Source organism: Limnobacter sp. 130 (assembly GCF_902506325.1).
GTDB lineage: Bacteria > Pseudomonadota > Gammaproteobacteria > Burkholderiales > Burkholderiaceae_B > Limnobacter.
Genome location: NZ_LR732330.1, coordinates 270,559 through 290,952 on the forward strand (window position 1 = coordinate 270,559; position 20,394 = coordinate 290,952).

The window sequence follows — 20,394 nt, forward strand, 5'->3', positions numbered from 1 at the left end:
ATTTTACCCGATCAGGCCTTGCTTTACAGCATATTTCGCAAGGCCTGCCGAGTTGTTCGGAAGTAATGGTCAGGGTGTCAGCACCACAAAGAAAGAGTTTTCACCGCGACGCACCAACATGGGCGCCGCTTGCCCTTTTGGAATCGCCTTCACCAAATCAGCAAACTGCTTGGCAGAAGTGATATCAATTCGGCCTATGCGCAAAATTACATCCCCAGCAACGATGCCAGCAGACGCCGCCATGCCAACAGCATTGCGAACCACCACACCACCTGTCAGGTTCAGTGCAGACTTTTCCTGAGCTGTAGGATCGCTCACAGTCAAGCCCAACTTGTCGGATTCGACTGGCTTGGGTTTCTCGACTGGCGCAGCTGCTGGTGACGCGGCTTCGTTCTCGAATTCTCCGACAGTAATCGACACTGATTTCTCAGCGCCCTTGCGCCACAAAACCATATTAACCTTGCTGCCTGGCTTTGTTTCACCCACGATACGTGGCAAGTCCGAAGCTTTCTCGACCTTCTTGCCGTCAAATCGCAAGATAATGTCACCCGCAATCACACCTGCTTTGTCAGCCGGGCTGTCTTTGCCCACAGACCCAACCAAGGCGCCCATTGCAGAATCAAGACCCAAGGCCTTGGCCACATCTTTATCAACTTCGCCAATACCCACACCAATTCGACCACGGCTTACCTTGCCCGTGTCGCGCAGCTGCTTGGCCACACGCATGGCTTCATCAATTGGAATCGCGAAAGAAATGCCCATGAAACCGCCAGTACGGCTGTAAATCTGGGAGTTGATACCAATGACCTCACCATCCAGGTTCAGCAAGGGACCACCGGAATTGCCGGGGTTCACCGCCACATCGGTTTGAATAAAGGGCAAATATTCACCAGTGTCACGCCCCTTGGCGCTAACAATGCCCGCCGTCACCGAGTTTTCAAGACCAAAAGGCGAACCAATTGCCACGACCCATTGACCCACCTTGGTATTGGCGACATTTCCGATTTTCAGGAATGGAAGATTTTTACCCTCGATTTTCACCAACGCCACGTCGGTACGCTGGTCCGATCCGATCACTTTGCCCTTGAATTCACGCTTGTCCGGAAAAGTCACAATAATCGATTCAGCGCCGTCTACGACATGGTGATTCGTCAGCAGATAACCGTCTGAATCAATTACAAAGCCCGAACCGACGCCACTGGGTACTTCACGCTCAGGGGCCTGTTGCCCACCACGTGGAGCCTGGCCAGGTTGCCCGGGCATTGGCGTGCCAGGAGGCATGAATCTACGGAAAAACTCAAAAAATGGATCATTGGGATCCATACCTGGAAAACCAGGAAACCCTTGAGGGTTTTGACTAACCTTTTGCGTGGTTCGAATATTCACCACTGCAGGACCCACTCGGTCTACCAAATCGGAAAAGTCAGGCAAGCCGCGTGAGGTGGTTTGCGCGTGGGCTGGCACTGACCAGGCAAAAAACACCGTGGCCAGCAAAAAAAAGGCCATCACTACAATATTTCGGGAATTCAACACTTCAGATCTCATTTAAAAATTTCCTTGTTATTGAGATTTCCAACGAATGGACTTCAGAAAAAGTCCCAAGGTTTTCTCGGGAACCTCACCCAGCACGGTGACCAGGTGTTCTCCCTGAGTCTCAGACTTGGACATGACGGCCCCGTGGCTCATGGGCACTTGGGGCATCGAATGACCAGCCTGAACTTTCTGAACAAATACCGACAAAGTCGACAGACCATCGGAGTAAACCGTTTGATGAATTTGATCGTCTTTGGATTTCACACGACAAACAGTGTCCGCCTTTTTAAATCCAAACGCCAGATCGGGTAAATCATAAGTCAATTCAGCAGAGCTTAAGGTGCGCACCTCGGTACTACTGATTCGCCAACCAGGCCCTGCTTTGACCAAAGCCGGATTTTCAACGAGCGAAGGTTCAAAGGAAATTTCCTTGAAACCGACATTTTCAAGAATTTCTCCCTGCGGAGAATACAATTCAGATCGCATTAAAAGTTTATTCTCACGATCAACGTACAGGCGGTACTCGTAACGCAAATCGTCTTTGGGCACCAGCTTTAACACCCGAACAGCCCTGCCCGCAACGCGACGCCCCGGCAACTCACTGATCGTGTAAAACTTCTCGAGGGAATTTGAACCGTCTGCGCCTGCAAATACCCGAGGGAACGCAATCGAAGTGTGACGCCTTTCGGTAAGAATCATTTTGCGATCGGGAATGACACATTGAATTTGGTCATTGTGCCGAATCCATTTGGCAGGCTGGCCATCCAGACGCTCAAGTACTTCAAATTCCCCGCCAGCTGTGGCTTGATGCAGCAATTTGCTGGTTTGAGAATGTTTACCTGATTCTGTGATCAACAAACCAGAGTAACTGAGCGACTTGGCTTGATCGTGGCTGGCCCATACCAAGTTCCAAAGGCTTTGTTCAGCCTGCGCGGAAAAAGCCACCGAGGCCAAAAATACGCCGGTTGCAACATGTTTGGCAAAGTGAAACGGGCGGTACATCTTCATGGGTTCAATGTCACTTAGCGGCTGGAAGAAACATAGTTAAATCGCACAGTGGGGTCTGTGCTGTGGGGAGAAGGCTCCCACACATTCATCCACTCACCTGCGCCCGAATTATTAACGATAACCCGCTCGGTGTTGTCCAGCATTGGGCGTTCTGCGTCAACCCGGGCCATCGGAGACACAGCAGACAATCCGCCTCGAATGCTGTTTTGTTGATGGGCCATAAAATATTCTTGCCACAGCGCGAGTTCTGCGTCAGTGAAAGTATTCTCGATGGCTTGTGTTCGTACCATTTGCACCTGACTGTCCACAGGCGGAATAGCCTGATTAAGCGCAAAGCTGAAAAAACCCACAGCGGCCATCGATGCCAGCAAGCGACGCGAGCGGCTGGCTGTGAACACGCGTTGCAATGCTGTTTGGCGCTCAAGCTGAGCGGCCAGTACTGGCGCGATCACGGTCGGTTCATTTTGAATACTGGATTCGATCCGTGCAAGCAAATCCGGAGAGTGAAACGCAATCATCTCGCTCGAACGAATCAAGTCGCTCACAGCGCAATAGCCCTGCCAGGTCTGGGCCTCTTCGGCACCAATGGCATTGAGAAGGAATTTAAGCTCGACTTCATCAAGCTCGCCATCCAACATCGCGGAAATTTGTTCGTTTCTGTTCATTTGCACACTCACCGGTTTACCAACGCTTGCTGCCTTTGGGTTCCAACAAAGGTTTGATTTTTGCTGCAATGGATTCTCGGGCACGGAAGATTCGTGATCGAACCGTACCAATTGGGCAATCCATTGCCGCGGCAATCTCTTCATAACTCAGGCCATCGATCTCACGCATGACAATTGCGGACCGCAACTCTTCAGGCAACGCAGCCATGGCCTCATTGACCGCCTCTCCGATTTGCTTGGTCTGATAAAGCGATTCCGGCGTATCAATGTTACTAAGAGCAGCATTGTCTTCAAAAGTTTCACTGTCCCCGTCATTTGATTCTCTCAGGGTAGAAGGACGCCGCCCCTGCGTGACCAACAAATTCTTTGCTGTATTGATCGCGATCCGGTAGATCCAGGTATAAAAGGCACTGTCACCCCGAAAATTACCAATGGCCCTGTAGGCCTTGATAAAGGTTTCCTGAACCACATCTTCGATGTCTTCCTGATTGCGAACCATGCGGGTGAGCAAGCGCGCCACGCGCCTGTGGTACTTGTTCACCAACAAGTTGAATGCAAGCTTGTCACCGGCCTGAACCCGTTGAACGATCAATAGATCATCGTCTTTATCGGAGGACATTCATCCTCCAAAAGTAGCTGGAAAGTGACGGTTTTTCTGCGATTTCATGAGATTGAAGTCGACATGCCACGACACACAATGGCCGAAATGCAACCGAAGACGCAGACACAAACACCACCTTGGCTTTCAGCAAGGCGGATTGTTCCATAAACAGGAATATGCCGAACGGTAAAACCCAAGCCCGATAAAAGGAGACCATGTGGTGCTCACTGCCTGTGGATGTTGAGGCACATAGAAAAAAGCGAGGGTCGAATTTGACATGCGCATTGCAATCACTTTCGGAAGTGAATGTGAACACAAGCCGCTGAGGTTTGAGCGAAGCAGATACAACTCGGGCAGCGAATGTGAATTCATTCAACATGCTGCCCGACCGTGTGTTTGACAAGGAGCGCCCCGTTACACCCGTGCAATGGCCAAAGTACCGTTGGTACCGCCAAAGCCAAAGGAGTTAGACAAAGCCAGCTTAATATTCATTTCGCGGGCCGTGTTCGCACAGTAGTCAAGGTCACAGCCCTCACCGGCTTCAATCAGGTTGATCGTCGGCGGAGAAATCTGGTTGTGAACTGCCAGCGCCGTAAACACAGCCTCGATGCCGCCAGCAGCACCCAAAAGGTGTCCCGTCATGCTTTTCGTTGAGTTCACGACTGTTTTGTAGGCATGATCACCCAAGGCACGCTTGACTGCCATGGTTTCAGCCACATCGCCCAACGGGGTCGATGTACCGTGCGCATTCACGTAGTCCACATCGTCGGGATTCATGCCAGCGTTGCGCAAAGCGGCTTTCATACAGCGCGCTGCGCCGTCGCCGTCTGTACAGGGGGCAGTCATGTGGCTTGCGTCGGCACTCATGCCGTAACCCACAACTTCACCATAAATTTTTGCGCCACGTTTTTTGGCATGCTCGTATTCTTCAAGCACCAGTACACCAGCGCCCTCGCCCAGCACAAAGCCATCCCGATCCTTGTCCCAGGGGCGACTCGCCGCTGTGGGGTCGTCGTTTCGGGTTGACAAGGCGCGCATGGCCGCAAAACCACCAATACCCAGCGGAGACACAGTTGACTCGGCCCCGCCAGCAATCATGACATCGGCATCACCGTATTCAATAATGCGCGCAGCTTCACCAATGGAGTGGGTTCCCGTGGTACAGGCAGTCACCATGGCAATGTTCGGACCCTTCAAGCCATACATAATGGACATGTGGCCGGAAATCATGTTGATGATGCTACCCGGAACGAAGAACGGAGAAATGCGGCGATAGCCTTTGTTGATCAAATCGGAATGGGTGTCTTCAATCATTGGCAAACCGCCAATGCCTGAGCCAATGCTCACGCCAATTCGTTCAGAATTTTGTTCGGTCACTTCAAGACCGGAATCTTTGAATGCCTGAATACCTGCCGCCAAACCGTAATGGATAAACGTGTCCATGCGGGCGGCTTCCTTGCCTGGAATGTACTCGGCCACGTCGAAGCCTTTGACTTCGCCGGCGATTTTTGCAGTCAGCGCTTCCGTTTCGAACCTGCTAATGGTCGAAATGCCAGATTTGCCTTGGGTCAGGCTTGTCCAAGCCTCGCTAACAGAATTACCCACAGGGCTGATGATGCCCAAACCGGTAATAACAACACGTCTACGGCTCACAAGCCCTCCCTTGATCCAATTTTTGCTTGAACAGGCAGGGGCCGAGGAAGACAGAGTCTCCTCTACGCCCCTTCAAATCCAGCCATTAAGACTTAGAGTTTGTCTTAACGTAATCAATCGCTTGTTGAACTGTGGTGATCTTTTCAGCTTCTTCGTCAGGAATTTCTGTTTCAAATTCTTCTTCCAAAGCCATGACCAATTCCACTGTGTCCAAGGAATCAGCGCCCAGATCATCTACGAAAGAAGATTCGTTCTTGATTTCCTCTTCTTTTACGCCGAGTTGCTCGGCCACAATCTTTTTAACGCGCTGTTCAATGTTTTCCATTACGGAGCCTCCGTGGGTTTTTAATAAAATCGAGTGAGAATAGCAAAGCGATATGACAGATCATATTCTAAACGCTTTGCCATTAGCCCATCCACATTCCACCATTCACGTGTAATGTGGTTCCAGTTACATACCCCGCCTGGTCGCTGGCCAAGTACAACACCGCCGCAGCAATGTCGCCTACCTGCCCCATACGACCCAACGGGATTTGTTGTTTCAACTGATCCACCTGTGTTTCATTCAGTGCATCAGTCATGTCTGTTTGGATGAATCCGGGCGCCACACAGTTTACCGTGATATTGCGACTTCCCAGTTCACGTGCGAGCGCTTTTGTCATTCCGGCCACGCCCGCTTTGGCTGCAGCATAATTGGCCTGCCCTGCGTTTCCACTTGTACCTACCACCGAAGTGATATTAATCATGCGGCCAGTTCGTGCCTTCATCATGGGTTTCATGGCCAGCTTGGACAGCTTGAAGACCGCCGACAGATTGGTTGCGATGACTGCATCCCAATCCTCGTCCTTCATGCGCATGGAAAGCTGGTCACGCGTAATTCCGGCATTATTCACCAAAATCGATAGCTGGCCCAGTTCTTCTGCAATTCTTGCAAACAGGGGCTCAAGACTTTCAGAATCAGTCACGTTGAGCACCGCTCCAAAACCCTTCACGCCAGCGGCTTTCAAGCCTTCTGATATGTCAGCAGCGCCAGCTTCGGATGTAGCCGTACCCACCACGGTAGCACCTGCCTTGCCCAAAGTAACGGCAATTTCCCTGCCGATCCCACGGCTTGCACCTGTTACCAAAGCCACTTTTCCGGTCAAATCAAACATGGTCATTTGGTGAATCCCTTTTATACGGCGCCAAGCGCCGCTTGAATGCTTTCCGGATCAAAAACATTGACCACGGGCACATCACTGATACGTTTAACCAAACCAGCCAACACCTTGCCTGGGCCACACTCAACAAAAAGCGTGGTGCCGGCAGCAGACATGGCTTGAATTGTTTCAACCCAACGAACCGGGCCATAAGCCTGACGAACCAGTGCGTCACGAATTCTCGCGGGATCGGATTCTACAGCCACATCAATGTTGTTGTACACAGGCAGCGCTGGGATATTGAAATTTGTATTGGCCAGGGCAGCTGCCAATTTAACCGAGGCTGGCTTCATCAGGCTGGAATGAAATGGCGCAGAAACAGGCAACTCGAGCGCACGCTTGGCACCCAGTGCCTTGGCTGCCTCGCAAGCCGCTTTGACACCCTGTGCACTGCCCGCAATGACAACCTGGCTTGGCGCATTGAAGTTCACAGCCTCAGCGATTTCGCCGTTCACACTGGCTTGCTGGCAAGCCTGCTTTACCTGGTCGTCCGCCAGGCCAAGTATGGCAGCCATTCCGCCTTGCCCAACAGGAACGGCCTCTTGCATGGCCTGGGCACGAATACGAACAAGTCCCAAACCCTCGGAAAAACTCAAAACACCCGCCGCGACCAACGCTGCATACTCACCCAAGGAGTGACCTGCAACCAAATGTGGAGCAGATCCGCCAGCAGCAAGCCATGCGCGTAGAACCAGCACATCTGCCATTAACATGGCAGGCTGTGTGTTGGTGGTCAAATTGAGTGATTCGGCCGGCCCTTGTTCAATCAAGGCTGCGAGGTCTTGCCCCAACGCCTGCTCGGCCTCGAGCGCTGCCGTCGTGTAAAGGCTTGCAGTGGCATTGTTGGTTTTGAAGGCGTTCAGCATGCCTACCGATTGCGAACCCTGCCCTGGAAACAGGAAGGCGATTTTCTTTGTCATTTTCGAGGAATTCATCTAATTTGCAAGTTGCGCTATTTTACATGCGAACGAGCACACTGCCCCATGTAAAACCGCCCCCAACACCCTGTAAGAGCACGTTATCGCCTTTTTTAATCTGTTTTTGCTCAATTGCGTGGTTCAAAGCCAAGGGAACAGAGGCTGCGGAGGTGTTGCCATGCATTCCAACCGTAATCACGACCCGGTCTTCGGGTAGTTTCAGTTTTTTCGCAATGGAATGCAAAATTCGAACATTGGCCTGGTGCGGGACCAGAAAATCCAGGTCTTCCAGCTTGAAATTCAGGCTTTCAAACAATTCCAGCGCGTTGTTCCCGAGCACAGATACAGCCTGCCGGAAAACCGCCTGACCATCCATGCGCAAAAAAGGGTCTCCCACAATTTTTCCGCCATCAATGCGACCTGTGGTGTTCAAAATACAACCCAGGGTGCCATCTGAATGCAACTTGCAACCCAAAATGCCTGGCTCTTTGCTGGCTTGAACGAATACAGCACCCGCTCCGTCTCCGAACAACACACAGGTGGTGCGGTCGTGCCAGTCCATCAAGCGGCTGAACACTTCAGAGCCGATCACCAAAGCATTGCTCACCTGACCTGAACGAATCATTGAATCAGCAACAGTCAGCGCGTAAACAAAGCCACTACAAACGGCCTGAATGTCAAAGGCCATGGCTTTTTTGGCGCCAATTTCAGCTTGAACCGCACAGGCGGTCGAGGGGAAAACCTGATCGGGTGTTGAAGTGGCCAACACAATCAGGTCAACTTGATCAGGCAAGACGCCAGCCGCCTTCAGGGCTTGCAAAGCGGCCTTACTGGCCATTTGACAATTGGTTTCGTCGGACTCACAAAGATACCTTTGCTTGATTCCGGTGCGCGTTTCAATCCATTCAGCACTGGTTTCCACACCTTTTTCGGCAAGAAACTCAGTTAACTCCTGGTTTGAAACCGCACGCCTTGGCAGGCTTGCGCCAGTGCCAAGGATTGCACTGTAATGAGACATTAAATTACTTGGTCTGGTTTCGCCTCGACCGGAGAAGCTGCTGCCTCTTGAGTGCTGTTGGGCGCTGGTGCGGCCAATGGCACATAATGCGACATGGTGAGCCTGATGCTATCCAGCAAATTGCCGTTGGCAGCATCGTAAGCCCGTTTGATCGCATAGAAGAAGGCATAGGCGTCTGCCGAGCCGTGGCTTTTGATCACAATCCCTTTAAGCCCAAGCAATGCTGCTCCGTTGTAGCGGCGGTGGTCCACCCTTTTTTTGAATCGAAGCAACACTGGCGCTGCGAATACTGCAGCAACTTTGGGCCACAGGCCTCTCTTGAACTCTGTCTTTATTATGTCGCCCAGCATTTGCGCCAGGCCCTCAGAGGTTTTTAAGGCCACATTGCCCACAAAACCATCGCACACCACTACGTCGGTGGTGCCTTTGTAAATGTCATTGCCCTCTACGTTACCGTAAAAGTTCAGTTCGCTTGCGCGCAGCAATTCAGAGGCCTTTTTGACCACATCATTGCCCTTGATCACCTCTTCGCCAATGTTCAGCAATCCCACAGTCGGCTTTTCAATGCCTTCCGTGCCTTTTACGAAGGCTGACCCCATTACCGCGAACTGAAACAGGTGAGCAGGTTCGCAATCCACGTTGGCACCCAGATCGAGCATGAGCGTGCCTTTGCCTTTCATATTGGGCAAAGCAGATGCAATTGCAGGGCGGTCAATGCTGTCGAGGGTTTTGAGAACGAAACGAGAAATCGCCATCAGGGCGCCGGTGTTGCCAGCACTGACGAACGCAGACGCCAACCCGTCTTTTACCAGGTTGGCACACACTCGAATCGAGGAGTCTTTCTTGTTACGCAAAGCCTGCGCTGGAGGCTCGTCCATTTCCACCACTTCACTTGCGTGACGAATGGTAATTTGGGGATGCTCCAACGCCTTTTTCTTGGCCAGTGCCGCTTCAATCTCAGCTTGTTTTCCAACAAGCACAAGCTGAACATCGGGATGCTGCTTGAGAAAGCGCAAACAGGCCGGGATGGTGACCGACAAACCGTGGTCTCCACCCATGCAATCAATCGCTATGCGAACCATCCGTTCTTAGACCTTTTGGTTTTCATGGCAACATGACTGCAGTTGCCTTGTTGATTTGTAAGTAATTACTCGTCAGCTTTGGTTTTTACAACTTTTTTGCCACGATACATGCCGTTGGGGCTGATGTGGTGGCGCAAGTGTGTTTCACCAGAGGAAGAATCAGCGGACAAGGTGGGCGCTGTCAGGTTCTGGTGTGAGCGGTGCATGCCACGCTTCGAAGGTGATTTTTTGTTCTGTTGAACAGCCATTTTAAAGCTCCATGTATAAAAGTGTTACTTCTTGCTACCCTTGAGCAAATCGCTCAGGTTGGCAAAAGGACGCTGTACTTCCTGTATTGGACCATCAGCAGTGTCATCCTGATGGTCGTCAGTATCTTCAAGGTCGGCACCCTCTTCTCTCCAGCTTCGCCCGGCTTCTTCAGCGCAGGCCTCGTGCTTGGGGAACATTGGGCAAGCCAACAAAATTTCATCTTCCAGCCAATCCCGCAAGTTTATCGCACCTGGGCAGGCAACAACGTCAGTTTCATCGTTCAGCGTGTCTTCGTCGTAATTGTCTGCCTGACTCTCGGAGGTCATTAGAATCAAATGACGATCAAAGTCGATGGCGTACGGCACACCTGAACCACACACTACACAAGAAAGTTCGGCATTAAACCGGCCTTTAAACCGGAGAACGCTTTCAGACTTGGCGTTGATACGCCCGGATATTTCCCAGTGCTCTACTGCGCTGACCAGAATGTTTTCATCGTCAGCCAGCCTTGGGAATTCAAACGTCACATCTTCACTGCAGATGCTTTCACCCAAACGAGAAAACGACCAAGCGTCGAATTCATCAAACTGTTTTAATGGGCCTTTGTGGCGCATGCCGATAAGAAAAGCAGGAAACGCGCGATAATACTCTGCCTAACGTAATCTGTCAAAGCCAGCACGCCATTCAAATGACCCGTTCACTCTATTTAGCCTCCAGTTCAAAGTACCGCCGCGAGCTACTGACCCGACTTCAAATCAATTTCAGATGCGAATCGCCCCAAATTGATGAATCGCCCGAATCGGGGGAGACTCCGCTGGACACCTGCAAGCGCCTTGCCAGAGAAAAGGCCATGGCTGTGGCCGCAGAGCATCCATCAGCCATTGTCATTGGCTCGGACCAGGTTGCTGACGTTGATGGCGCCGCCATTAGCAAGCCTGGCACCCACGACAGGGCGCGCGCGCAGCTACGCAGCATGAGCGGAAAAACAATTGTGTTTCACACCGCGGTGTGTGTTTGCTGCCTGGAAACTTCAAAAACTGTTGAATTCACTGTACCTACCTCGGTTGAATTTCGGGATCTGAATTCTGCTGAAATTGAACGCTACCTGATTGCAGAAGAACCCTATGATTGTGCGGGTTCGGCAAAAAGCGAAGGCTTGGGCATTTCCCTGCTTAAGCGAATTGAGTCAAGTGACCCGACCGCCCTGATCGGACTTCCCTTAATTGAGGTGGCCAATGCACTTCGACAGTTTGAACTGACCCTGCCCTGACATGCTTTACTTAGTCCCAAGTCCCTTAAGTCAGAAAACCCCGAAACTTCCCCTACTGGCAGCCGATCTGCCCTTGGTGCAGCAATGCAACACCTGGCTGGTTGAAAACGCAAAACCCGCCAGGGCTGCGCTTGGGCAATTCAACATGCCTGTGGCCATTCGCGAACTTCAAATACTTGAAATTGCGCAATTGAACCCCCAGCAGCGTCAGGAAATAATTCAGCGCTGCAAGACTGGGGAGCCAATCGCGGTCATGAGTGATGCCGGTTGCCCTGGCATAGCCGACCCGGGCGCAGAAATTGTTGCCCTTGCACACCGCCTTGAATGCCCAGTGCACCCATTGGTTGGCCCCAGTTCTATTCTGTTGGCCTTAATGGGAAGTGGCTTGAATGGTCAGAATTTTCGCTTTCATGGCTACCCACCGCTAGAACCGGGACCGCGCGATGCCTGGATCAAGCAAACAGAACGGGAGTCGAAAGCGCAACAGTGCACTCAAATCGTGATTGAAACACCATTCAGAAACGACAAGCTAATAGAAGCGCTACTCAAACAGCTTTCAGACTCGACATTGCTGTGTATTGGCTGGGACTTGACTGGCGATGATCAGCACATTCAAACCAGCACTGTGGGGCAGTGGAAAAAACGGATACCCACTCCAGGCAAGATGCCCTGCCTGTTTTTGTGGTTATCTGCCTGAATTATTGAAAACCGAGGCTTTGGCGAGCGCCAAATTCCGGAAACACGCTGCGAACACCCTGACCAAACACCACGCCTACGCGCTGGGCAAAACGTTCGGCAAAAGAATCCTGTTCGGTGTAGTCCAGAATATCTTCGGCTTTCAACACGTCGCGGGCAACCGTGTCAATTGACCCCAGCTCATCAGCCAAGCCCAATTCGACACTTTTGGCGCCGGTCCACACCAAGCCACTGAACAACTCCGGGTTTTGAGCCAGTTTTTCTCCACGCCCTTCTTTCACCACCCGAATGAACTGCTGATGAATTTCCTCGGCCATTTGCTTGGCGAATTCCGTTTCATATGGATCGGCTTCACTAAACGGGTCCAGAAACCCTTTGTTTTCTCCAGCGGTAATTAATCTGCGTTCAACGCCCAACTTTTCCATGGTGCCAGTGAAGCCAAAACCATTCATGACCACACCAATTGAACCGACCAGACTGGCCTTGTCCACATAAATTTTGTCTGCCGCTGCGGCCACATAATAACCACCCGAGGCGCATACCTCCTCAACCACTGCATAAAAAGGTTTTTGGGGGTATTTGGCCCTCAGGCGCTTGATTTCGTCATTGATCAGGCCAGCCTGAACAGGGCTCCCCCCTGGACTGTTGATGCGAAGAATGACACCGACGGAGCCTTCGCTTTCGAAAGCGGTTCGCAGGCTGGAGTTGATTCTGTCCGCACTGGCCAGGCTATCGCTGGCGATTACGCCGTCAAGATCGACCAAAGCGGTGTGACGACTCACTTCCAGACTTGGCGTGGCAGTAAACCCCAACACGGAGGCAATCAAGATCCCTACATATGCCAAGCCGATCAACTTGAAAAAGATACCCCAACGCCTTTTTCTACGTTGTTCGACCAGCGCCTCTGAGGCAAGCTTTTCAAGAAGCTTGCGCTCCCATTGATTATTTTCTTCACTCATTTTTAGTCCTCAATGCCGTCGGCTGGCACCGTAATTAACTCGGTCGGGGTCCAGTACACTGCACCGTCTTTTTCTTCGACATTCAATCGCACCAATGGGTTACCGTCGCAAGGGCCACCCAGGCAACTTCCGTCTGTGGCGTCATAGCTGGCGCCGTGCGTGGCACAAATTACAATTCGCCCGGAATCGTCAAGAAACTCACCATAGTTCCAGTCGAGTTCAACCGGCACATGTGAGCAACGATTTAAAAAACACCGAACGGCATCATCGACCCGCACCGCAAACGCTGTGGTTTCTTCGCCGTTGTACAAAACCCTGAAGCGATAGCCATTGCCACCCTCTTCAAGATCACTGGATTGACACACTTGAATTTGCTGCATGATGAATTAGCGAGCTAAGATGGTTTGAACCAGCCATGGGGCCAGCTCGTTGATTGAGCGAAAGGATTTCAAATGAGGCACTTGGTTCAACAGTTTGGGCGGATGCGCACCAGTTTGAACAGATAATGCGTGTACACCAGCCGCCACGGCCATATTCAAGTCGTGTGTGGTGTCACCGATCATCACAACGTGGGCTGGATCAGTATTGAATTCTTCCATCAACTCCAGAATCATTTGTGGGTGCGGCTTGCTGTGGCATTCATCGGCACAGCGCGAACTCATGAAGTAACGGGCTGTGTCGGAATTCGCCATGGCCCTGTTCAAACCCTGCCTGCTTTTGCCGGTGGCCACTGTGCAGATCACACCCATGTCATTCAGTTCTTTTAACAGGGGCACGGCGCCAGTGAACAACTCCAGCTCATGATCTTTGCTCAGATAATGCTTGCGATAACTTTCAACCAACAAGCCAATTTGAGACTCACTGGCGCCTGGGGCCGCATGGCGCAAGGCATCGCTCAAACCCAAACCGATAACATAAGAAGCGATTTCTTCACCAGGATCGGGCAAACCTGCATCCAGACAGGCACGTTGAATGGACCGGGTAATTGCTCCGGTTGAGTCGAGTATGGTGCCATCCCAATCAAACACCACCATTTTGTAGGTCATCTGCTTTGTACTGCCTGTAACGATTTTAAAAAACTGTCCAATTCGGGGGCCAGAGGCGCTTCCAGTACTATAGTTTCATTTGTAGCCGGATGAACCAGCTGCAGGCGAGCTGCGTGCAAAAACATGCGCTTCAAGCCGTGCCTGGCCAATTGTTTGTTCATTTCAAAATTGCCGTACCGATCATCGCCAGCAATTGGAAACTTGTTGGCACTGGTGTGAACCCTTATTTGATGGGTACGGCCAGTCAAAATTTGAGCTTGAATTAATGTAAAGTTTGAATAAGGTGACTTATAGCATTGAATTACTTTGAATTTAGTGCAGGCTTTGTCGCCACTTTCATCCACAAAAACTCGTGCCTCTTTTTCACCTGCCTGAGTTTTCAACAAAGGCAAATCCACTTGCTTTAACGCGTTGGGCCAGTGCCCCAAGACAAGCGTTTTGTAATATTTTTTCCAAGATCTGGCTCTAAGTTGTTCTTGTAACTTTCTAAGAGCACTTCGTTTTTTAGAAATAATCAAGATTCCAGAGGTTTCACGATCAATTCGATGAACCAGCTCTAAATCTTGATGCGTTTCGGCCCTAAGTGCCCGAATACATTCAATTAAACCAAACGCAGAGCCCGAGCCGCCATGAACGGCCATGCCTGATGGCTTGTTCACCACAAGCAGGTGCTCGTCTTCAAACAGCACGGGAATATCTGCTGCTGCCTTTAGTAGCTGCGTTTTGTTTAAAGTGTTACTTGAGGAAATGGACTCAAGACTTTGTTTTTCTATTACCTGAATGGGTGGAACTCGAACTACATCACCCACACATAGTTTTGTTTTTGCTTCGGCCCGTTTTCGATTGATTCGAACCTCGCCAGAGCGGATGATACGAAACAAGTGGCTTTTGGGCACGCCTTTGCAGACACTGCACAAAAAGTTGTCCAAACGCTGATCTTGATGTTTTTCGTCAATTTCGAGCAAAACAGCCCTGTCGGGATTGGGTTTTTCCTGTGTTTTCAATTCTTTGTTTTACCAATTGAGCGGGTTCAGCATATAATCGGATTATCGCTTGGGAAGCGTCCGAATTCAGTTCTGGATACGCCCCACCGTGATTTTATTTAGTGGGTGTGCCGCCTACCCTGGATGGTGGCAATGATGGCTGAAAAAGAGGCGCGCGGCTGAATGCCCGCCTTAAGCTGGAAACAAAGAATTTTACGCACCAGCGCACACAAGAAGCGCTGGGTACTAACAAAAACGACGCAGGCCCACCTTACGCAGGTGAAATTTGAACCAATATTTATTATTAAATATCAATGCCTTAGTATAATCGCCGCTCTTGGTTAAAGCCGAGCGGCGCTTTGTTGTATTCGTTTTTGAATCTCTTTGTTCCTTCCGCTTTTTCAGCATCTCTTTTCGCACTGCGGTGCCATTGGAGTGTGCATGAAGCGCATGTTATTTAACGCAACTCATTCAGAAGAGTTGCGGGTCGCAATTGTCGACGGCCAAAAACTTATCGACATTGACATTGAAACAGCCGGCCGTGAACAACGGAAGAGCAATATCTACAAAGGTGTAATTACCCGCGTAGAACCCAGTCTTGAAGCCTGTTTTGTCAATTACGGCGAAGATCGTCACGGTTTTCTGCCATTCAAGGAAATTTCCCGACAGTATTTCAAAGAAGGCGTTGAAGCTGGCAAAGCCCGGATCCAAGACGTCGTCAAAGAAGGCCAGGAACTGTTCGTTCAGGTCGAGAAGGAAGAACGTGGCAACAAGGGCGCAGCCCTGACCACTTTTATTTCTCTGGCTGGCCGCTATTTGGTGTTAATGCCCAACAATCCGCGTGGTGGTGGTGTTTCACGCCGTATCGAGGGTGAAGAGCGCCAGGAATTACGCGAGGCACTCGACAAGCTTGAATACCCCAAAGGCATGAGCATCATTGCGCGTACCGCGGGTATTGGTCGCTCGGTTGAGGAGTTGCAGTGGGACCTTAACTACCTGTTGCAACTATGGACAGCGATCGACGGCGCGGGTAAATCAGCCAATGGCGCATTCCTGATTTACCAGGAAAGCAGCTTGGTGATTCGCGCCATTCGCGATTACTTCAGCCCCGATATTGGCGAAGTGCTCATTGATACCGATGAAATCTACGACCAGGCCAAGCAATTCATGCAGCATGTAATGCCTGACATGATGAATTTGGTGAAACGCTACCGCGACGACATTCCGCTGTTCAGCCGGTTCCAGATTGAACACCAGATTGAAACGGCCTACAGCCGCATGGTTCCCCTGCCCTCTGGCGGCGCGATTGTCATTGACCACACCGAAGCTTTGGTGTCGATCGATGTGAACTCAGCCCGCTCGACTCGCGGCACTGACATTGAAGACACCGCCTTGCGCACCAACCTGGAGGCTGCTGAAGAAGTGGCTCGCCAGCTGCGCCTTCGCGATCTGGGTGGCTTGATCGTGATCGATTTTATCGACATGGAAAAAACCGGCAACCAGAAAGAAGTTGAAAACAGGGTTAAAGACAGCCTGCATTTTGACCGTGCACGCGTGCAAATGGGCAAAATCAGCCGTTTTGGCCTGATGGAATTGAGCCGCCAGCGCATTCGCCCTGCCCTGAACGAAGGTTCCCACACCACTTGCCCGCGTTGTAACGGCACTGGCGTGATTCGCGATACAGAAAGTACAGCACTGCATGTATTGCGCATTCTGCAAGAGGAAGCCATGAAGGAAGGTACGGCCAGTGTGCACGTACAGGTTCCCGTGGACGTGGCAACATTCCTCCTGAACGAAAAACGCTCTGAAATCTACAAGCTGGAAGCGCGTTTGAAGGTGAATGTGCTCTTGATTCCAAACAAGCATTTGGAAACACCGCATTACGAAATAACACGCTTGCGCCATGATGACGAGCGTCTTGAAGACCCGCGTCAGAGTTTTGAATTGGCAACTTCCAAGGAAGAGCCAAACTACTATGAGAAGAAAGTTGAAGGCGAAGCAGTTAAACGTCAGGAAGCGGTGATCAAGGGAGTAATTCCTACCCAGCCCGCACCTCCCCATCAGGAACGTAAGCCCAAAGCTGAACGGGCTGTTGCAGTTGCTGCACCTGCGGGGCCTTCCTTGATTCAACGAATTATTGCTTGGTTTAAACGTGACACCACGGCTGAAGCACCTGCAGTGGTCATCGAGCAGAAGAGCAATGATCGTGGTGGCCGTGGACAAAATCGGTCTCAAGGTGATCGAAATGATCAGCGCAATGGTCGCGGTGGAAGAAATCGCCGACGTGGTGGCCGTGGTCGTGACGATGAGACTACAGGCACAGCAACTGGCGACGAAGTGAAAGCCGCTGATGCGCAGCAAACACGTTCTGGCCAACAGAACCGTGGTGGCCGTGGCAAACCGCGCGATGAACGCACGGCAGGTGCAGAGGTACTTGAAGTGAAGCCTTTGGCAGCGGTGGAAGCTGTTGCTGGTGATGCTTCAGAATCATCCGCTGAACAAAACGAGCGCACAGGTGGACGCCGTCGCCGTCGTCGTGGACGTGGTGGACGTGGCGCTGGTGAAGGTGAAACTGGCGTGGCCGTGGATCAAGCGGCAATGCAATCAGAAGACGCCTTCCAGGCCGCTGATGCAGCGGATGACGAGGAGTTGGCCAACAAGATTGCCGAAACCATGTCTTATGGGAGTGATGAGGAAGTGGGTGGCGATGAGCCACGCCGACGTCGTCGCCGCCGTGGTCGTGGTGGCAACCGTGATGGGGCAGCCCGTGACAACGCAGGCACTGAGCAATCTTCAGAAACCCTTGAAGAAACCGCTGAAGAACCTACTGAGCAGGTTGTTGCTGCAACAGGCGTGAATGTTTCTGAAATGGGTTTGCCTGCAGAACCAACACAAATGGGTTCTACTGAAAACAATCCCGATGAGTCCAATGCTTTGGGTGCAGACGTACAAGCTGTTCAATCAGTGATCGCTGCAGTGGCCCAACCGGCGGAAGAAGCAAAGCCTGAGACAACGGAACAAGAGACTGTGGCCAAGGCCGAGACAGTACAAGCTCCAGTTGAAAGCCCAGCGGATACTGCACCTGTATCGAACATTGAACCTGTGGCAGAGCCTGTGGCCGAGCTGGAAACCAAACCAGTTGTTGAACCAACGGTAAAGCCGACAGCAAAACCAACAGCAAAGCTGAACAAGGTTGAGCTGGAACAAATGTTGAGCAGCGCCGGTATGTTGTGGGTTGAAACGGACCATGAAAAATGGTCACTTGTACAGTCGAATCTGGCAGCCACACCAAAGCCGGTTCGAGCACCACGCGAGCGAAAGCCGGTTGTTCAGATTGCCTCCGAGAATCTGGTTTTGGTTGAAACAAAACCTGAGTTCAGAAGCGGTTCAAACTAAAGCAGTTCTCAGGTCAGCCATGACCTGAGTAAAAAACCCGATGGATGAGAGTCCATCGGGTTTTTTTATTGATACACAATGCCGGTAACCATAAAAAAACCCACTCATTGCTGAGTGGGTTTTTGCCATGCCGTATCGAACTGATTTCCCTTTACTGGGCCATCACCTGAGAACCCATGGCTGTTGCACCCTCTTTGGAGCGCACTGGCGATATTTTGCCAGACTTGATGTCGTCGTACCAGGCATCGTGATGAGCCTTGGCCCACGTTTCATCCACATAGCCGTCGCGCATGGCCTCAAGCGCACCTTCCATACCGATAGAACCGACATAAATATGCCCCATCGACATGATGATGAACAACAGCGCAGCGCTGGCGTGAATCACATGAGACTGTTGCATCAACAGACGTTCCTGGTCAAAGTTCGGGAAGTCGAGAATAAGGCCAGTTGCAGACACCACGAGGCCAAGCACCGTGACACCACCCCAGAACCAGATCTTCTCGCCCATGTTGAAGCGGCCTGCCGGTGCATGACCGAACAAACCACCACCCTTCTTGAGCCATTCAATGTCGTTTTTCTCTGGCAAATTGTCTTTCACGTACATGATGAAAAACACAATGATGCTGACCGCAAACAATGGACCCACAAAGTTGTGAATCACAATGCTCATGGAGGCGAGCCATGAATTGAGCGTTAAGCCCATCCACGGTGCCAACACATACTTGCCAAACATTAACAACAAGCCCGTAAGCGCCAAGGCAACGAAACTGAATGCCATGGTCCAGTGGGCCACACGTTCTGCCGAAGTAAAACGCTCAATCAACTTACCGGTACGTGGCTCAGGCAGCTTTACAGGACCTTTGACCAAGTGAGCACCAACAATCAACAGAAAAACCACTGCAACGGCCCAGCCGCCATAGTAGGAAATCCAGTCATTGCGCATTTGGCGCCATGTTTCACCGCTTTTGTTGATCAACACACCGGTTTCACGGCCTTTGGTGACTGTGGTGAATGAATCACCCGACGCCACGTCGGACCAAACCGGTGAGTTGTTCAGGGGCTGCGTTTGCTGCTTCTGGACTTGCGCTTGCGCGCGTTCAGATGCATCTTGCGCCATGGCCCCCATTGACCACAGTGAGCACACCGCGAAAACCAGCGCGGTGAACAAGGCCAACATCGCCTTGCTCATGCCTGGCTTTGCAGCAGCCCGAATGGTTGAATGTGTCATGATTGACTCTCCTTATTTGGCCTTTGCCGAATCGCCAGTACGAACGTATTCGTTCTGTGCTTTGGCTCGGACGTTCAGGTTGTCTGCCCAGCTTTCCTTGTCACCCGCTTTGAAACCACCGGCGGTGAATTCACCGCCGCCAGTCACATAAGCCGGTGTGTCGGCCTTGCCTGCATACCCCTTGCCTTCGTTGGCATCTTCCAGGGGTGAGCAACCAGTGGCCAAAACCAGGCCCGCAAAGGCCCCGGAAAGGATCAACTTGCTACGAAGCGCCATAATTACGCGCCCTCCTTGGCAGGTTGGCCATAAGCAGAACTCCAGCCCCACACTTCAGCGCCTTTGCCGCGAACAACCACACGATTGCGGAAGATGTCGGAGACTACGTCACCGTCACCAGCCAACAAGGCTTTGGTTGAACACATTTCGGCGCACAGTGGCAGCTTGCCTTCGGCCAAGCGATTGCGACCATACTTCTCGAACTCGGCTTCGGAAGCGTCTTCTTCAGGACCGCCTGCACAGAATGTGCACTTGTCCATCTTGCCACGCTGACCAAATGCACCTTCCTGAGGGAATTGTGGTGCACCGAATGGACAGGCGTAGAAGCAATAACCGCAACCAATACACAGGTCCTTGTCGTGCAACACAACACCTTCATCGGTCTTGTAGAAGCAGTTCACTGGGCATACGGCCTGACAAGGCGCGTCTGAACAGTGCATACAGGCTACAGAGATTGAACGCTCTCCGGGTTCGCCGTCGTTGATGGTAACCACGCGGCGGCGGTTGATACCCCAAGCCACCTCGTGTTCGTTTTTACATGCGGTGACGCAGCCATTGCACTCAATGCAACGCTCGGCATCACACAGAAACTTCATTCGTGCCATTTTGTTATCT

22 protein-coding genes are annotated in these 20,394 nt (G+C 51.5%); 3 read left to right on the top strand and 19 right to left on the bottom strand.

Annotation, left to right across the window (positions count from 1 at the left end; all coding sequences use genetic code 11):
- Window positions 1–69 precede the first annotated feature (69 nt).
- The 12 genes from FRIGORI9N_RS10280 to FRIGORI9N_RS10335 form a co-directional block, all read right to left on the bottom strand.
- Complete coding sequence (locus FRIGORI9N_RS10280; RefSeq protein WP_159570409.1) at window positions 70–1,545, bottom strand: DegQ family serine endoprotease; 1,476 nt, start codon at window positions 1,543–1,545, stop codon at window positions 70–72.
- Window positions 1,546–1,560: 15 nt separating this feature from the next.
- On the bottom strand, window positions 1,561–2,541 hold the full coding sequence (locus FRIGORI9N_RS10285; protein WP_159570412.1) for a MucB/RseB C-terminal domain-containing protein: 981 nt from the start codon (window positions 2,539–2,541) through the stop codon (window positions 1,561–1,563).
- Between the two features lie 14 nt (window positions 2,542–2,555).
- A complete protein-coding gene (locus FRIGORI9N_RS10290) occupies window positions 2,556–3,206 on the bottom strand; it encodes a sigma-E factor negative regulatory protein (RefSeq protein ID WP_159570415.1) in 651 nt (216 codons plus the stop codon).
- A gap of 16 nt (window positions 3,207–3,222) precedes the next feature.
- Window positions 3,223–3,825 (bottom strand): RNA polymerase sigma factor RpoE, encoded by a 603-nt coding sequence (gene rpoE / locus FRIGORI9N_RS10295; RefSeq protein WP_159570418.1) that lies wholly within the window; start codon window positions 3,823–3,825, stop codon window positions 3,223–3,225.
- 396 nt (window positions 3,826–4,221) lie between these two features.
- A complete protein-coding gene (fabF, locus tag FRIGORI9N_RS10300) occupies window positions 4,222–5,460 on the bottom strand; it encodes a beta-ketoacyl-ACP synthase II (RefSeq protein WP_159570421.1) in 1,239 nt (412 codons plus the stop codon).
- 85 nt (window positions 5,461–5,545) lie between these two features.
- Window positions 5,546–5,785, bottom strand: coding sequence for an acyl carrier protein (gene acpP / locus FRIGORI9N_RS10305; RefSeq protein WP_008249131.1), 240 nt, complete (start codon window positions 5,783–5,785; stop codon window positions 5,546–5,548).
- A gap of 82 nt (window positions 5,786–5,867) precedes the next feature.
- Window positions 5,868–6,620, bottom strand: coding sequence for a 3-oxoacyl-ACP reductase FabG (gene fabG / locus FRIGORI9N_RS10310; RefSeq protein WP_159570424.1), 753 nt, complete (start codon window positions 6,618–6,620; stop codon window positions 5,868–5,870).
- Between the two features lie 14 nt (window positions 6,621–6,634).
- Window positions 6,635–7,579, bottom strand: coding sequence for an ACP S-malonyltransferase (gene fabD / locus FRIGORI9N_RS10315; RefSeq protein WP_159570427.1), 945 nt, complete (start codon window positions 7,577–7,579; stop codon window positions 6,635–6,637).
- Window positions 7,580–7,616: 37 nt separating this feature from the next.
- Window positions 7,617–8,594 (bottom strand): beta-ketoacyl-ACP synthase III, encoded by a 978-nt coding sequence (locus tag FRIGORI9N_RS10320; protein WP_159570430.1) that lies wholly within the window; start codon window positions 8,592–8,594, stop codon window positions 7,617–7,619.
- A complete protein-coding gene (gene plsX / locus FRIGORI9N_RS10325) occupies window positions 8,594–9,676 on the bottom strand; it encodes a phosphate acyltransferase PlsX (RefSeq protein WP_159570433.1) in 1,083 nt (360 codons plus the stop codon). Before plsX ends, FRIGORI9N_RS10320 begins: the two co-directional genes overlap by 1 nt.
- 65 nt (window positions 9,677–9,741) lie before the next feature.
- On the bottom strand, window positions 9,742–9,924 hold the full coding sequence (gene rpmF, locus FRIGORI9N_RS10330; RefSeq protein WP_008249122.1) for a 50S ribosomal protein L32: 183 nt from the start codon (window positions 9,922–9,924) through the stop codon (window positions 9,742–9,744).
- A gap of 24 nt (window positions 9,925–9,948) precedes the next feature.
- The gene (locus FRIGORI9N_RS10335) at window positions 9,949–10,539 is read right to left on the bottom strand and encodes a DUF177 domain-containing protein (RefSeq protein ID WP_159570436.1); all 591 of its coding nucleotides are present in this window, start codon (window positions 10,537–10,539) and stop codon (window positions 9,949–9,951) included.
- Between the two features lie 74 nt (window positions 10,540–10,613).
- On the opposite strand from FRIGORI9N_RS10335, the gene FRIGORI9N_RS10340 reads away from it, so the two are divergent.
- Both FRIGORI9N_RS10340 and FRIGORI9N_RS10345 read left to right on the top strand, forming a co-directional pair.
- Window positions 10,614–11,195, top strand: coding sequence for a nucleoside triphosphate pyrophosphatase (locus FRIGORI9N_RS10340; RefSeq protein WP_159570439.1), 582 nt, complete (start codon window positions 10,614–10,616; stop codon window positions 11,193–11,195).
- 1 nt (window position 11,196) lies between these two features.
- Entirely contained in the window at window positions 11,197–11,892 is a 696-nt protein-coding gene (locus tag FRIGORI9N_RS10345) for an SAM-dependent methyltransferase (RefSeq protein WP_159570442.1), read from the top strand.
- A gap of 1 nt (window position 11,893) precedes the next feature.
- Here FRIGORI9N_RS10345 and FRIGORI9N_RS10350 read toward each other — a convergent pair whose 3' ends face one another.
- The 4 genes from FRIGORI9N_RS10350 to FRIGORI9N_RS10365 are packed head-to-tail and all read right to left on the bottom strand — an operon-like array spanning window position 11,894 to window position 14,900.
- Window positions 11,894–12,850, bottom strand: coding sequence for a S49 family peptidase (locus FRIGORI9N_RS10350; RefSeq protein ID WP_159570446.1), 957 nt, complete (start codon window positions 12,848–12,850; stop codon window positions 11,894–11,896).
- A 2-nt stretch (window positions 12,851–12,852) separates the two neighbouring features.
- Window positions 12,853–13,230 carry a Rieske 2Fe-2S domain-containing protein gene (locus FRIGORI9N_RS10355; protein WP_159570449.1) on the bottom strand — a complete coding sequence of 126 codons (378 nt, stop codon included), beginning with the start codon at window positions 13,228–13,230 and terminating at the stop codon, window positions 12,853–12,855.
- 6 nt (window positions 13,231–13,236) lie between these two features.
- The gene (locus FRIGORI9N_RS10360) at window positions 13,237–13,896 is read right to left on the bottom strand and encodes an HAD-IA family hydrolase (protein ID WP_159570452.1); all 660 of its coding nucleotides are present in this window, start codon (window positions 13,894–13,896) and stop codon (window positions 13,237–13,239) included.
- Entirely contained in the window at window positions 13,893–14,900 is a 1,008-nt protein-coding gene (locus tag FRIGORI9N_RS10365) for an RluA family pseudouridine synthase (RefSeq protein ID WP_159570455.1), read from the bottom strand. The genes FRIGORI9N_RS10360 and FRIGORI9N_RS10365 overlap by 4 nt, the downstream gene beginning before the upstream one ends.
- A gap of 420 nt (window positions 14,901–15,320) precedes the next feature.
- Between FRIGORI9N_RS10365 and FRIGORI9N_RS10370 the strand changes: the two genes are divergently transcribed.
- Window positions 15,321–18,275, top strand: a complete 2,955-nt coding sequence (locus FRIGORI9N_RS10370; RefSeq protein WP_159570458.1) for an Rne/Rng family ribonuclease — start codon at window positions 15,321–15,323, stop codon at window positions 18,273–18,275.
- 151 nt (window positions 18,276–18,426) lie between these two features.
- Here the strand turns inward: FRIGORI9N_RS10370 and FRIGORI9N_RS10375 are convergent, their stop codons facing one another.
- From FRIGORI9N_RS10375 to fdh3B, 3 genes are read right to left on the bottom strand one after another with little or no spacing between them, the layout of a single operon-like run.
- A complete protein-coding gene (locus FRIGORI9N_RS10375; RefSeq protein ID WP_159570461.1) occupies window positions 18,427–19,503 on the bottom strand; it encodes a formate dehydrogenase subunit gamma in 1,077 nt (358 codons plus the stop codon).
- A 12-nt stretch (window positions 19,504–19,515) separates the two neighbouring features.
- The gene (locus tag FRIGORI9N_RS10380; RefSeq protein ID WP_159570464.1) at window positions 19,516–19,779 is read right to left on the bottom strand and encodes a hypothetical protein; all 264 of its coding nucleotides are present in this window, start codon (window positions 19,777–19,779) and stop codon (window positions 19,516–19,518) included.
- 2 nt (window positions 19,780–19,781) lie between these two features.
- Window positions 19,782–20,384 carry a formate dehydrogenase FDH3 subunit beta gene (gene fdh3B, locus FRIGORI9N_RS10385; RefSeq protein ID WP_159570467.1) on the bottom strand — a complete coding sequence of 201 codons (603 nt, stop codon included), beginning with the start codon at window positions 20,382–20,384 and terminating at the stop codon, window positions 19,782–19,784.
- Between the last annotated feature and the right edge of the window lie 10 nt (window positions 20,385–20,394).